General features: G+C 69.5%; 13 protein-coding genes. 7 read left to right on the plus strand and 6 right to left on the minus strand.

Annotated elements, in window-relative coordinates:
* The first annotated feature begins 28 nt into the window (after positions 1 to 28).
* Both AC0L6Y_RS06845 and AC0L6Y_RS06850 read left to right on the plus strand, forming a co-directional pair.
* Entirely contained in the window at positions 29 to 805 is a 777-nt protein-coding gene (locus AC0L6Y_RS06845) for a class I SAM-dependent methyltransferase (RefSeq protein WP_473549929.1), read from the plus strand.
* A gap of 186 nt (positions 806 to 991) precedes the next feature.
* A complete protein-coding gene (locus AC0L6Y_RS06850) occupies positions 992 to 1,315 on the plus strand; it encodes a hypothetical protein (protein ID WP_473549933.1) in 324 nt (107 codons plus the stop codon).
* 4 nt (positions 1,316 to 1,319) lie between these two features.
* Here the strand turns inward: AC0L6Y_RS06850 and AC0L6Y_RS06855 are convergent, their stop codons facing one another.
* Positions 1,320 to 2,510 (minus strand): glycoside hydrolase family 3 N-terminal domain-containing protein, encoded by a 1,191-nt coding sequence (locus AC0L6Y_RS06855; protein WP_473549938.1) that lies wholly within the window; start codon positions 2,508 to 2,510, stop codon positions 1,320 to 1,322.
* A 36-nt stretch (positions 2,511 to 2,546) separates the two neighbouring features.
* Here AC0L6Y_RS06855 and AC0L6Y_RS06860 point away from each other — a divergent pair, with 36 nt between their 5' ends.
* Positions 2,547 to 3,377, plus strand: a complete 831-nt coding sequence (locus AC0L6Y_RS06860) for a UbiA family prenyltransferase (protein WP_473549940.1) — start codon at positions 2,547 to 2,549, stop codon at positions 3,375 to 3,377.
* Here the strand turns inward: AC0L6Y_RS06860 and AC0L6Y_RS06865 are convergent.
* The 3 genes from AC0L6Y_RS06865 to AC0L6Y_RS06875 all read right to left on the minus strand — a co-directional run bounded on the left by AC0L6Y_RS06865 (position 3,374) and on the right by AC0L6Y_RS06875 (position 6,134).
* Entirely contained in the window at positions 3,374 to 4,756 is a 1,383-nt protein-coding gene (locus AC0L6Y_RS06865; RefSeq protein ID WP_473558344.1) for an MFS transporter, read from the minus strand. The genes AC0L6Y_RS06860 and AC0L6Y_RS06865 overlap by 4 nt on opposite strands.
* A gap of 18 nt (positions 4,757 to 4,774) precedes the next feature.
* A complete protein-coding gene (locus tag AC0L6Y_RS06870; RefSeq protein ID WP_473549945.1) occupies positions 4,775 to 5,836 on the minus strand; it encodes an LLM class flavin-dependent oxidoreductase in 1,062 nt (353 codons plus the stop codon).
* Positions 5,837 to 5,936: 100 nt separating this feature from the next.
* Complete coding sequence (locus AC0L6Y_RS06875; protein WP_473549948.1) at positions 5,937 to 6,134, minus strand: hypothetical protein; 198 nt, start codon at positions 6,132 to 6,134, stop codon at positions 5,937 to 5,939.
* Positions 6,135 to 6,219: 85 nt separating this feature from the next.
* Here AC0L6Y_RS06875 and AC0L6Y_RS06880 point away from each other — a divergent pair, with 85 nt between their 5' ends.
* Positions 6,220 to 7,245 (plus strand): LLM class flavin-dependent oxidoreductase, encoded by a 1,026-nt coding sequence (locus tag AC0L6Y_RS06880; protein ID WP_473549950.1) that lies wholly within the window; start codon positions 6,220 to 6,222, stop codon positions 7,243 to 7,245.
* A 332-nt stretch (positions 7,246 to 7,577) separates the two neighbouring features.
* A complete protein-coding gene (locus tag AC0L6Y_RS06885; RefSeq protein WP_473549954.1) occupies positions 7,578 to 8,576 on the plus strand; it encodes an HNH endonuclease in 999 nt (332 codons plus the stop codon).
* A 76-nt stretch (positions 8,577 to 8,652) separates the two neighbouring features.
* Here AC0L6Y_RS06885 and AC0L6Y_RS06890 read toward each other — a convergent pair whose 3' ends face one another.
* Entirely contained in the window at positions 8,653 to 8,961 is a 309-nt protein-coding gene (locus AC0L6Y_RS06890) for a hypothetical protein (RefSeq protein ID WP_473549957.1), read from the minus strand.
* Positions 8,962 to 9,036: 75 nt separating this feature from the next.
* Positions 9,037 to 10,518, minus strand: a complete 1,482-nt coding sequence (locus AC0L6Y_RS06895) for a carbohydrate-binding domain-containing protein (RefSeq protein ID WP_473549960.1) — start codon at positions 10,516 to 10,518, stop codon at positions 9,037 to 9,039.
* Between the two features lie 153 nt (positions 10,519 to 10,671).
* Between AC0L6Y_RS06895 and AC0L6Y_RS06900 the strand changes: the two genes are divergently transcribed.
* Together AC0L6Y_RS06900 and AC0L6Y_RS06905 are read left to right on the plus strand one after the other, a co-directional pair.
* Positions 10,672 to 11,631, plus strand: a complete 960-nt coding sequence (locus tag AC0L6Y_RS06900) for a phosphodiester glycosidase family protein (protein WP_473549963.1) — start codon at positions 10,672 to 10,674, stop codon at positions 11,629 to 11,631.
* On the plus strand, positions 11,631 to 12,713 hold the full coding sequence (locus tag AC0L6Y_RS06905; protein WP_473549966.1) for a glycosyltransferase: 1,083 nt from the start codon (positions 11,631 to 11,633) through the stop codon (positions 12,711 to 12,713). The genes AC0L6Y_RS06900 and AC0L6Y_RS06905 overlap by 1 nt, the downstream gene beginning before the upstream one ends.
* Positions 12,714 to 12,734 lie beyond the last annotated feature (21 nt).

The raw sequence follows: 12,734 nt of genomic DNA on the forward strand, positions 1-12,734 counted from the left end.
CTCACTCCCCTCGGGTAGCGTGATCAGCGTGACGAGATTCGAAGACGGCTCGGCGGGCGACGCGAACTACGCCAAGATCGGCCGTGGCTACGCGAGCATCCGGCAGCCGGATCCGCGGATCGAGGCGCGTGTGCGCGCGGCGCTCGGCGACGCCCGCACCGTGATCAACGTCGGCGCCGGTGCCGGCAGCTACGAGCCGGACGATCTCGAGGTCACCGCGGTGGAGCCTTCGGCGTTGATGCGCGCCGAGCGACCGCCGCACCGCGCCCGCGCGATCGACGCGACGGCGGAGGCGCTTCCGTTCGATGACGACAGCTTCGACGCCGCGGTGGCGAGCGTGACGATCCACCAGTGGCCCGAGCTCGAGAAGGGCCTCGGAGAGATGCGCCGCGTGGCGCGCGGACCGGTGGTCATCCTGACCTTCGACCCCGTCGTTCCCGAGCCGTGGTGGCAGCCGGTCTATGTTCCGGAGCTCTTCGAGGTCGAGGGGCGCCGAATGCCGAGCATGGAGCGCATCGCCGCCGCCCTCGGCGGGTCCGTCGAGGTGCAGAAGGTGCCCGTGCCGGCCGACTGCACCGACGGCTTCGGGCAGGCGTTCTTCGCCCGACCCGAGCGGACGCTCGAGCCGGAGATCCGCCGGGCCATGTCGGCGTGGAGCTTCCTGGACCAGGCGGTCGTCGACCGGTATGTGCGCGAGCTCGGCGCCGATCTGGAATCCGGTGCCTGGGACGCCACCTGGGGCCGCTTCCGCACGCTCGACGAGTTCGACGTCGGCCTGCGGCTGGTCATCGCGCAGCCCCGCTGAGTTTTTCTTGCCTCCACCCCCGAACGTGGGGTAGAAATGTGCGCGAGGTGGTTGCTGCCCCTGCGGCGGCACGCTACTCTCAGGAAAGCGTTCGTCGAGTCCCCCATTCTGCGGACGCCGTGTACCCCATCACCAGTGCCGATGTCCCCCAAGACATGCGGTTCTCTCCCCCGAGAGGAACAGTCGATGTCCGCTGTTCTCGCCGCGGCCGCCCCCCAGGTCGTCAGCGCGGGGTTCCCTGCCGCCCTCGTGGTCGCCGTCGGCGTCACGGCGCTCGTCGCCCTCGGGATGATGCTCACGGCTCTGCACCGCAGCTCGCGACTCACGGTCGGACGCGGACTGCTGACCGGAACGCTGGCACTCGGGGTCGTGGGAGTCGCCGCGGGCGGCGTGCTCGCCCTCTCGCCCACCTCGGCGCAGGCGACGCCGGCCACCGGCAACACCTACGTCGTGGTCGACACCGGCGAAGAGTGGGACGTGCAGCTTCCGACGCTGAGCTCCGACCGCTGACTCGTCAGCTCACCAGCTCCCGGCAGTCGCTGTCGCAGGTGATGAACGGCCCGGTGCGACCGGAGAGCTCGCGCCGCAGCTCGATCAGGCGCAGCACCGACTCATCGATGCTCGACTCCGCGATCTCTCCGCGCTCGACCGCCTCGGCGACGGCATCGGCCACCGCGTCGATATCGATCGGGCCGACGTAGAGCAGCAGGTCATTGCCTGCCGCGACCGCGGCGACCGCGTTCCGAATGGGATCCGCGTACTCCGGCACACCGGAGTTCTGCAGCATCGCCATGTCATCGGTGACGATGATGCCGTCGAATCCCAGCTCGTCGCGCAGGACGCGATGCCACTCGGGCGAGAGCGTGGCCGGCTCGCGATCGATCGCCGTGTAGCGCACGTGGCCGAACATGACGAGTTCGGCTCCCGCCTCGATTCCGGCGATGAACGGCGGGGCCTGCGTCTTCCGCCACGCGGACTCGCTCATCGAGGTGGCCGGAAGGCTGGAGTGGGAGTCGCCGGCGACCGCGCCGTGGCCGGGGAAGTGCTTGAGGGTCGACAGGACGATCCCGCGCTCCCCCGCGACGGCCGCCGCGACCCGGGGCGCCGCCGCCTCCGCCGTGTCGCCGAGCACGCGCGGGTGGATGAATGCCGACCGGTTGGCCGTGACGTCGGCGACGATTCCGAAGTTGATGCTGACCCCCGCCGAGGCGACCAGCTGCGCCCGCTCGGCGAAAGCCTCCTCCGCCGCGGCGGGAGGCAGGTCGCGCAGCTGCGACGGCGCCGCGGCGTCATCGCCGGGCAGGCGCCGCACGATGCCGCCCTCCTGATCGATCGCGACCAGCACCGGGAAACCGGGGTCGACGCTCAGCGAGGCCGTCGTCTCCGCGAGCCGCGGAACCGAGGACGGAACGTTGTCCCCCATGTAGATGAGCCCCGCCGCGTCGGTGCGCTCCAGTTGGGCGCGCAGCGCGCTCGCATCGAGGCCCGCGACGTGGATCATGACCATGCTCGCGACCTTCTCGCGCAACGTCATGCTCTCGAGGCGAGCCTCGGCGTAGCTCGCGAGAGGGTCGGCGGCGGGGGCGGCGGGCGGCGGATCCCACGGCTCCGGCGGCGTGACGCTGGGCGCGGCGCAGGCGCTGAGCGACAGCGCCGTCGCCACCGTCAGGACGAGCGCGACTCGGGCGTTGCGCGTTGATGCCACGCTCGCGATCGTACCCGGCTCCCGTACTGTGGTGCCATGGTGCGCCGTGGACTCGCTCTGCTCGGCTCGACGCATCCGGGCCCGAGCGTGGTCGTCACGACGGTCGCGGTGGCGCTGGCCGTCGCGGCCGGGCTCGATCCGGGGCGCGTCGCGCTCGTCGGCGTCGTCATGCTGTTCAACCAGTTCTCGGTGGGCCTCTCCAACGACTGGCTCGACGCCGCGCGTGACCGCCGGGCCGGTCGCAGCGACAAGCCCGTCGCGCGCGGCGATGTCTCGGTCTCGGCCGTCCGAGCCGCCGCGCTCGTGTCGCTGATCGTCAGCCTCGCAGTGGCGCTCGTGCTCGGGCCGCTGGTGCTCGCCGCGAACGCCGTCAGCGTGGCGGCCGGCTGGAGCTACAACCTGGGCCTGAAGTCCACTCCGCTCTCCCTGGTCGCCTACCTGGTCGGCTTCGGAGCGCTCCCCGCGATCGCGACCCTGGCACGCGCCGACCCCGCCTGGCCCTCCTGGTGGGCCGTGGCGGTGGGAGCTCTGCTCGGCGCCGCCGCCCACTTCGCCAACGCGGCACCGGACCTCGAGGACGACGTGCGGGAGGGCATCCGCGGCCTTCCGCAGCGCCTCGGCCGACGACGGTCGATCGCGCTGACCTGGCTCGGGCTCGCCGCGGCGATCGTGGTGCTCCTGCTCGGCTGGGGTGTCACGCCGGTGAGCGTCGCCGCGGCCGTGGTCACCCTGGCCCTGGGCCTGGTCGGCCTCGTGACGCCCCTCGGACGCGGACGGACGCGCGCGCCGTTTCGGCTGATCATGCTCGCGGCGCTCGTGATCGTCGTCGCCCTCATCACCGCGGGAGAGGCTCTTCTCGCGAGCTAGGCCGCCGGAGCCTCGACGCTCTCCTCGTCGGCGCGCGGGCGCGCCGGGTTGCGGATGCCGAGCCAGCTGATCACGCCCCCGGCCGCCATCATCCCGGCCGTCACGATCGCCGCCCGGTGGAAGCCGGCGAGGTCGAGCTCCCCGCCGATGATGACGGCGAGCAGGGCGATCACGATCAGCCCCGCGACGCGCGCGACGGCGTTGTTGACCGCGGAGGCGATGCCCGAGCGCTCCGGCTCGATCGCGCCCAGGATCGCCGAGGTGAGCGGCGAGACGGTGAGCGTGATGCCGATCCCGAACACGAGGATGCCCGGCAGCACCTGCCACCAGTAGTCGAACTCGGTGCTCACCGAGAGCAGCAGCGCGCCGAGGGCCATCACGAGCGGCCCGATCGTCATGAACAGGCGCGGCCCGGACCGGCCCGCGAGCGCCCCCACCCGGGAGCTGCCGAGGATCATGATGATCGTGATCGGCAGGCTGGCGAGTCCGGCGAGGGTCGCCGGGAGTCCGGCGCCCTGCTGGAGGTAGACGCTCACCACGAATCCGTTGAGGGCGAGCGCGCCGTAGATCAGCGCCGTCGCCACGTTGCCGGTCCAGAAGTTGCGCACCCGGTACAGCCCAAGGGGCATGATCGGGTTGGCCGCGACCCGCTGCCGCAGCAGGAATGCGACGAAGGCGACACCGCCGAGCGACATCGAGAGCCAGATCGCGGGATGCTCCCACCCGAGGCTCTGGTGCTCGATCAGCGCGAACACCGGCCCGCCGAGCCCCAGGGTGCAGAGCACCGCGCCGAGGTAGTCGATCCGCACCCCCAGTCGGCGCACGTCGCGCTGCTCGAGCATCACCAGCAGCACGAGCGTGACGGCGATGGGAAGCACGTTGATGAGGAACGCGAAGCGCCACGAGAGCAGATCGACGAACACGCCGCCGATGACCGGCCCGGCGATCATGGCACCGCTCGTCATCGCCGTCCAGATCCCGATGGCGCGGCCCTGCGCCGCCCCGCGGAAGTTGGAGGTGATGAGGGCGAGCGAGCTCGGCACCAGCAGCGCCCCGGCGACGCCCTGCAGCGCCCGGGCCACGATCAGCAGTTCGGCGGTGGGTGCCGCCGCGATCGCGACCGAGGTGAGGCCGAAGCCGATCAGGCCGATGCGGATGACACGGATGCGGCCGTAGAGATCGCTGATCGACCCGGCGACCAGGATGAGCGCGCCGAGCGTGATCAGGTAGGCGTCCACGACCCACTGCTGGGTCGCGATCCCGCCGCCGAGTTCGCGCATGATCGCGGGCAGCGCGACGTTCACGATCGTGCCGTCGAGGAACGAGACGAAGCTCGCCAGGACGGCGATCGTGAGCACCAGGCGCTGTTCGCGGGTCATGGCAGCCACGCGCTCAGGCTAGTCCTCGGCGGCGCTTCCGGCTGGCGTGCCGTCGGCGAGCAGTTCGCGCACCCGCGGGATCACCTCACGGCCGTACAGCTCGATCGCGGTCATCATGTGCTCGTGCGGGAGCGTGCCCGCCGAGTACTTCAGGTCGAAACGCTGGATGCCGAGCGTGCGCACGGTGTGCGCGATCTTCCGCGCCACCGTCTCGGGCGAGCCCAGGTGCAGCGCGCCGTCGACCAGCTCCGCGTCGAAGCGCGCCCGGCTCGTGGGCGGCCAGCCCCGCTCGGCGCCGATGCGGTCGGCCATCACCTTGTGGTGCGGGTAGTAGAGGTCGGCCGCCTCCTGATCGGTGGCAGCGATGAAGCCGGGCGAGTGCACGGCGACCGGCAGCGGCTCGTGTCCGAACTGCGCGACGGCGCGGTGGAACAGGTCGACGTAGGGTGCGAACCTCTCCGGGGCGCCGCCGATGATCGCGAGCGTGAGCGGAAGGGCGTGGCGGGCGGCGCGCACGACCGACTCGGGACTCCCGCCGACACCCACCCAGGTGCGGATGCGTCCGGACTCTGTCTTCGGATACACCGACTGATGGATGAGCGGCGCGCGCGTCGTGCCCTTCCACGACACCTCGCCCTCGTCGAGCAGGTGGGTGAGCAGGTCGAGCTTCTCCTCGAAGAGCACCTCGTACTGCGCGAGGTCGAAGCCGAACAGCGGGAACGACTCGGTGAACGAGCCGCGACCGGCGATGATCTCGGCGCGGCCGTTGGACAGCGCATCCAGCGTGGCGAACTTCTCGTACACCCGGACCGGATCGTCGGAGCTCAGCACCGTCACCGCGGTGCCCAGCCGGATGCGCTCGGTGCGCGCCGCGATGGCGGCGAGGACGAGTTCCGGGGCCGAGACGGCGAAGTCGTCGCGGTGGTGCTCCCCCACCCCGAAGAAGTCGACGCCGACCTGGTCGGCGAGAACGGCCTGCTCGACGACCTGGCGGATCGCCACCGCGTCGTGCACCCGCTGCCCGTCGAGGTCGACCGTGACGTCGCCGAAGGTATCGAGCCCGAATTGCACGTTGTCCATGTCACCGATCCTGCCGAAGCATCCAATTCGATGCGTTCGCATCATGACGGTCAACCGGGATCGCGCCCGGCGCATTCCCGCGGGATCACACGATTCTCGGCTAGGCGCCGATCGCGGTCAGCACCCAGAAGATCACATAGACCGGCCACACGATCGCCTGCAGCAGCCCCAGGATGACGCCCCAGAAGCTGCCGTTCGACTCCGAGATGAAGTAGATCGCGGCGCCGATGTAGGCCAGGAAGAACACGAAGCCCCAGGGGCCCGCCTGCTCGACGACTCTGCCTCGATTGCTCGCCACGATGTCCTCCTCACGACGTTCGCCTCCCCAGCGTAGGCCGGGGTCACAGGGAATACCAGCGCCGCCAGCGCGCGTTGTCTCTGGTGTGAAGAGCATCGGATTCCTTTCCTTCGGCCACTGGTCGGCCTCCCCCGGCTCGCACGCGCGGAGCGCCGCGGACGTGCTGCACCAGTCGATCGACCTGGCCGTGGCGGCCGAGGAGCTCGGCGCCGACGGCGCCTACTTCCGCGTGCACCACTTCGCACGGCAGCTCGCCTCGCCCTTCCCGCTGCTGGCGGCGATCGGAGCGCGCACCTCCCGCATCGAGATCGGCACCGGCGTGATCGACATGCGCTACGAGAACCCGCTCTACATGGCAGAGGATGCCGGCGCCGCCGACCTGATCTCGGACGGCCGCCTGCAGCTCGGCATCAGCCGAGGCTCACCCGAGCAGGTGATCGACGGCGCCCGCTACTTCGGCTACGCCGCACCGGAGGGCTCGACGATGGCGGATGTGGCGCGCGAGAACACCGAGGTGTTCCTCAAGGTGATCGACGGCGCCCGCTTCGCCGAGCCGAATCCGCGCCCCATGTTCCCGAATCCCCACCCGGGGCCGCTCGGCATCGAACCGCAGTCACCGGGACTCCGCGACCGGATCTGGTGGGGTGCCGCCTCGGATGCCACCGCAGTCTGGGCCGCGAAGCTCGGCATGAACCTGATGAGCTCGACCCTCAAGGAGGACGAGTCCGGCGAGCCGCTGCACGTGCAGCAGCGCAAGCAGATCGAGGGGTACCGCGCGGCCTGGGCCGAGGCGGGCCACGAGCGCGAGCCGCGCGTCTCGGTGAGCCGCTCGATCTTCGCGCTCACCAATGACGAGGATCGACGCTACTTCGTCGGCGGCGAACGCGATGCCTCCGACACCTTCGCGAACCTCGACGGGTTCAAGGCGGTGTTCGGTCGCAGCTACGCCGACGAGCCCGACAAGCTGATCGAGCAGCTGCGCGCCGACGAGGCGATCGCCGCCGCTGACACGCTGCTGCTCACGATCCCCAACCAGCTGGGCGTCGACTACAACGCCCACGTGCTCGAGTCGATCCTGACGCACGTCGCGCCAGGCCTCGGCTGGCGCTGAGAGCTGCGCCGACCGGCCTAGCGCGCGGGTGTGATCGAGAGCTCGTCGAGCAGGTTCAGCACGCGCTGCTCGATCGCGTCGCGCACCGGGCGCACCCCGTCGATCGTCGGGCTGGTGGGGCCATAGAGCAAGGCTGCTCTAGCGTGCGTTGGCGCTCCCGCGGCAGATGGCGACTTATGCGCCAGCACGATTCGGCGCGTTCACGCGGGGGACAGCAACGAGGGCGCGCGACGCGCCGACAGGAGCGGAGCGGGTGTCGGGCCTCACCGATAGCGTGGATACCTCACCAATCCTGGTGCTCCATCTGAAATTTGGTCACGAGAGGACCGGATGTGCCCAAGCCACTCCTCATCACGCTACTGATCGCGGCTCCCTTCATTCTGATTGGTGCCACCGAGAGCGGCGCTGTTGGACTCCTCGCGATCGCAGTGATCCTGATCGCGAACCCGATCATCTGGAAGGTTCGCAAGGATCGCTACTTCAAGTCGGAGCAGTTCCAGACGTTGCGCTCAGAAGTAGCGGCCGTCGTCGCCGAACACAACGATGTCGTCAACTACGTTGCGGAGATTCACTCGCAAGGCTCGTTCGATCTAGGAGCCTCTTCAACCGGCCAGTACGCGCACCTAGCGACATTCGACAACACGTCCGCCTGGAACAACCGCAGGGATCGCAACATCGCGGAGTACGCACCCCACGTGCACAACGCGTCGCTGCAGGTTGTCCGGAACGCGAGCATGGACCCGATCAAGTACTTGATGAAGTACTTCTCGATCAAGGCGGACAAAGAGACCCTTGCCGCGGTCCAGCGCGTCGCCGACGATATTTCTCGTCTGGAGGAAGCTGTCGAGAACGTGCAGAGCCGAGAATCGGAGATCGTGGCGAAGATCAACCCGCCCGCATTCATCATCAAGCGATACGCTGCAGAATTCTGGAACCTGATCGGCGTCCACCTCTCACCGATCACGGTTCCGTATCCGAACTACAGGTTCCAGTACACATCGGCGGGCGGCAACAGCGGCCAGGTGACGAACATCCGGCTCGACACTCCCACCCTCGATGCGCTGTCTGAGACACTCGCGCAGAAGATCCGATGGGCGAAGTCCGCGGCTGGTCAACGTGCACTCATGACCGCTCGATTGCGTGGCTGGATCAAGGATCGCGACAACCACAGTTGCGTGACTTGTGGCATCTCCGTCGCAGCTGAACCGCATCTGCTGCTCGAAATCGATCACATCGTGCCCGTATCCAAGGGGGGACTCAGCGAGCCCGAGAACCTCCAGACTCTTTGTTGGCGGTGCAATCGCTCGAAGGGTGCGAAGATGCCCGTCTAGTAGCGAACGCGAGAGCCAGTGCCGTTCGGCAAGGGCTCTCGCGTCCGCTGGCCGAGGATTCAGGGCCGCGACGCACTTATCGTTCACCTAAGACCACCGCGCGGGTGAGGTGCGCTTTTCGCGCCGGCCGAAGGACTTCTCGCGCCGGGGCTATCGAGAGCTCGCCGAGCACATTTGGCATGCGCCGCTCAATCTCCTTGCGCACGAAAACGGCCTCGTTGGCGGCCCATCCATCAGGGCCGGAAAGCACCCGCTCCTCGTAGCGCTTGCCGAGGAGGGGCAGACTTCCCCGCAACCCACCACGACGACGTCCGCAGCCCGCACGACCTCGTCGGTTCAAGGCTTCGGGCACTCCCCCCGCGAAATCGATGCTCTTCTCGACCATGACGTCGATCGCTCACGGCTGGCGCGAGCGCTGCGCCGACCGGGAGTCCCGATCGGCGCACCGCTTGCATGAGTCCTACGGACGCTGGCCGCCGCCGCGGCTGTCGTCGAACTCGAGCACCTCATCGCCGGTCACCGAGACCGCCTCGGAACCGGCGACCGTGATCGTGTAGCTGGCGCCAGCCTCGATCTGCGGGGAGGCGACGAAGATCGACGCCGTCTCCTGCACGGTCGTGTACTCGACGACGACCGTGCCGTCCTCGGCGACCACCTGCACGACATCGCCGACCGCGGCCTCGACGTTCGTCCAGACGAAGCTGCTGCCCGAGAAGTCGCCGGAGGTGTCCATCGCGGCCTCCGGTCCGGAGTACGGGGAGGTCGAGATCACGGTGCCGCCGGTGACCTCGGCATCGCCGTTCGAGTCGATCCCGTCGCCGCCCGCGAACACCGTGACGGTGCCCCCGGAGACGAGGACGGTCGACCCGTCGGATCCGCCGCCTTGCCCGCCGGTCGCGGCGCTGTTGGAGCCGTTGAGCCCGTCATCGGAGGAGACCACGTCGACGGTGCCGCCCGCGATGGTGAGCGCGGCGCTCTCGAGGCCTTCGTAGGAGTCGACGACGTCGATGACGCCCTCGGCCACGAACAGCACCGTCTCGGCGTTCAGACCATCGCCCTCGGCGTCGATCGTGGTCGCCCCGCCGGTGACGACGATGTCGGTGGTCGCGTCGACCCCGTCATCCCCCGCCGCCAGCTCGAGGGTGCCGCCCGCGAGGTGGATGTAGCCGCGCGTCTCCTCATCCTCGTTGTCGCTCTTCAGCGCATCGCCGCCCGCCGTCACATCCAGGGTTCCGCCCTCGATGGTCAGCGAGTCCTTGCCGCGCACGCCGTCGTCGACCGCGTCGACCGTCAGCGTGCCGCTCAGGATGACGAGATCGTCTTCGCTCGTGATGCCGTCGTTGCCATTGCCGACCACGGTGAGCGAGCCGTCGCCCGTGATGGTCAGGTCGGCCTCGCTGAACAGCGTGGCGTTCACATCGGCGTCGTCGGAATAGGAGGCCGTGTCGCTGAGGAAGCTGTCGCCCTCGAGCGAGATGACCACGTCATCCGCGCTCACGACCGAGACCGCCGCGGAGGTCGCCGAGGAGATCGTGGCGTCATCGAGGATGAGGGCGACAACGGCGTCCTCCGGAGCGTCGACGACCAGCTGGCCGTCGAGCGCGCCGGTGACGAGGTAGGTGCCAGCCGCGGTGATCGTGACCGTGTCCCCCGCGACGCTCGCGCCGCTGCCGTCCACCGTGGCGGTGGTGCCGGCGAGGGCGATCGTCGTTCCGGGCTCCGGATCCCACTCGTCCGGGTTCACCGTCGTCGAGTTCTCGTTCGCGGCGAGGATCTCGTCGGCGGCGGCCAGCGCCGCGGTCAGGACCACCTCGGACTCCGCCTCCTCGGCGGCGACCTCGACGGAGGCGGTGGTGTCGGCGACGGTGCAGCCGGTGAGCACGACGGCTCCCACCAGGAAGGTGGAGGCCGCAGCGGGGAGGAGGAAGCGTCGTGTGCGCATCGTCAATCCTTTCGATCGAATGCCCCCATCCAGCACCCGCTCGCTATGCGATTCCTATGCCTCCGCTACGCGCTGGCCGCGAGGGCCGTCCGCCTCGGGCGTTTGTCAGGCTGCGCAGTCGGCGCTCATAGAGTTCGCCCGCACGGTGTGGTCATGGACCGAACGACACCTCCCCGACGCCGCCTCCGCACGGCGGTCATCGCCGGCACCAGTGTCCTCGCGCTCGTGGTCGGCGGCGGCTCCTGGTGGGCGCTCGACCGGTTCGTGATCCCGCACGTCGAGATCGCGAGCGCGACCGCCTACGAGGCCGAGAACTCCACGGTGGAGAGCGTGTCGACCGAGGACTCGAACGCCGTCACCACGGCGACCTCGTACGACTCCGACTACGCCGACGTCACGATCAGCACGGTGACAACCGGCAGCGGCGACGACACCGTCACCTACTACGTCGCGGACGTCGTGCTGAGCGACGCGACCGCGCTGCGGTCCGCCTTCGCCGAAGACACGTTCGGAGAGAACATCACCGAGACGACCTCCGAGATCGCGGAGGCCTATGACGCCATCTTCGCCATCAACGGCGACTATTACGGGTTCCGTGACACCGGGATCGTGATCCGCAACGGCGTCATCTACCGCGACGAGGGAGCCCGCGACGGCCTCGCTTTCTTCCTCGACGGCAGCGTCGAGGTCTACGACGAGACCAGCACCAGCGCCGAGCAGCTGCTCGCCGACGGGGTCTGGAACACGCTGAGCTTCGGCCCCGCGCTCGTCGACGACGGCGAGATCCTCGACGGCATCGACGAGGTGGAGGTCGACACCAACATCGGCAACCACTCCATCCAAGGCGATCAGCCGCGCACCGCCGTCGGCGTCATCGACGACAACCATCTCGTGTTCGTCGTCGTTGACGGCCGCCAGACCGGCTACAGCGCCGGCGTCGACATGACCGAGCTCGCCGAGATCATGCTCTCGCTGGGCGCCGAGACCGCCTACAACCTCGACGGCGGCGGCTCATCGACCCTGTACTTCAACGGAGAGGTCGTGAACTCGCCCTCCAACGGCGGCGAACGCGGCACCTCCGACATCCTCTACATCGCCGGATCGGAGCAGTGATGATCGTCCTCATTCCCGCCCTGGAGCCGAACCACCGACTGCCGCAGCTGGTGCGCGAGCTCACGACCGCCGCCCCCGACATCCGGGTCGTCGTCGTCGACGACGGCAGCGGCCCCGCCTACGCCGACGTCTTCGAGGAGACGCTCAACCTGGGCGCGGAGCTGCTCGCCTTCCCGCAGAACCGGGGCAAAGGCGTCGCCCTCAAGGCGGGCCTGCGCCACGTGCTCGCCTTCCACCGCGGCCACGACGTGGTCACCGCCGACTCGGACGGGCAGCACACGGTCGATGACATCCTGCGGGTGGCGTTCCGGCTCCGCTCCGAGAGCGACGCGATCGTCCTCGGCGCGCGCGACTTCCACGGCGAGGTGCCCGCCCGCAGCCGCTTTGGCAACGCCGTCTCCGCCGCGGCCTTCAAGGTCGCGGCCGGCTACGCGGTCACCGACACCCAGACCGGGCTGCGCGGGCTTCCTGCCAGCGCCCTCGAATGGCTCGCGCGGGTGCCGGGTGAGCGCTTCGAGTACGAGCTCGAGGTCCTGCTCGGCGCCCGCGACGCCGGGGTGCAGGTCGTCGAGGAGCCGATCGCGACGATCTACCTCGAGCACAACGCCTCGTCGCACTTTCGCCCGATCCGCGACTCTGCCCGGGTGCTCCGGCCGGTGCTGCGCTTCGGCGCCTCCTCGCTGACCGCCTTCGCCATCGACACGGCACTGCTCGCCCTGGTCTTCTGGCTCACCGACTCGCTGATCGCCTCGGTGGTCGTCGCCCGGGTGGTCAGCGGCACGGTCAACTTCGCCCTCAACCGGCGCGCGTTCAGCGCGCACCGGGTTCCCCTGCGGCACGCCGTCCCCCGGTACGTCGCGCTCGCCCTCGTGCTGCTCGCCGCCAACTACGTGTGGCTCGCGACGCTGGTCGGTGCGGGGCTTCCGCTGCTGCTCTCGAAGGTCGTGACCGAGGTCTCGCTCTACATCGTGAGCTTCGCGGTGCAGCGCTCGATCGTCTTCGCCCGACGCGGAAGCGCCCCGCACGAGGGCGGCGCACCGATCCCCGCGGCCGCGGTGCTGGTGCCGCGCCGGGCGGCATGACGCGGTGGCGGGGTCGAACGT

The organism is Pseudolysinimonas sp. 10J20-29 (assembly GCF_055809595.1).

What these genes read in the sequence shown, in the direction of transcription:
- AC0L6Y_RS06850 (WP_473549933.1), top strand. Translation starts at nt 992, where the DNA reads ATGTCCGCTGTTCTCGCCGCGGCCGCCCCCCAGGTCGTCAGCGCGGGG.
- AC0L6Y_RS06860 (WP_473549940.1), top strand. Translation starts at nt 2,547, where the DNA reads ATGGTGCGCCGTGGACTCGCTCTGCTCGGCTCGACGCATCCGGGCCCG.
- AC0L6Y_RS06865 (WP_473558344.1), bottom strand. Translation starts at nt 4,756, where the DNA reads ATGACCCGCGAACAGCGCCTGGTGCTCACGATCGCCGTCCTGGCGAGC.
- AC0L6Y_RS06870 (WP_473549945.1), bottom strand. Translation starts at nt 5,836, where the DNA reads ATGGACAACGTGCAATTCGGGCTCGATACCTTCGGCGACGTCACGGTC.
- AC0L6Y_RS06890 (WP_473549957.1), bottom strand. Translation starts at nt 8,961, where the DNA reads ATGGTCGAGAAGAGCATCGATTTCGCGGGGGGAGTGCCCGAAGCCTTG.
- AC0L6Y_RS06895 (WP_473549960.1), bottom strand. Translation starts at nt 10,518, where the DNA reads ATGCGCACACGACGCTTCCTCCTCCCCGCTGCGGCCTCCACCTTCCTG.
- AC0L6Y_RS06900 (WP_473549963.1), top strand. Translation starts at nt 10,672, where the DNA reads ATGGACCGAACGACACCTCCCCGACGCCGCCTCCGCACGGCGGTCATC.
- AC0L6Y_RS06905 (WP_473549966.1), top strand. Translation starts at nt 11,631, where the DNA reads ATGATCGTCCTCATTCCCGCCCTGGAGCCGAACCACCGACTGCCGCAG.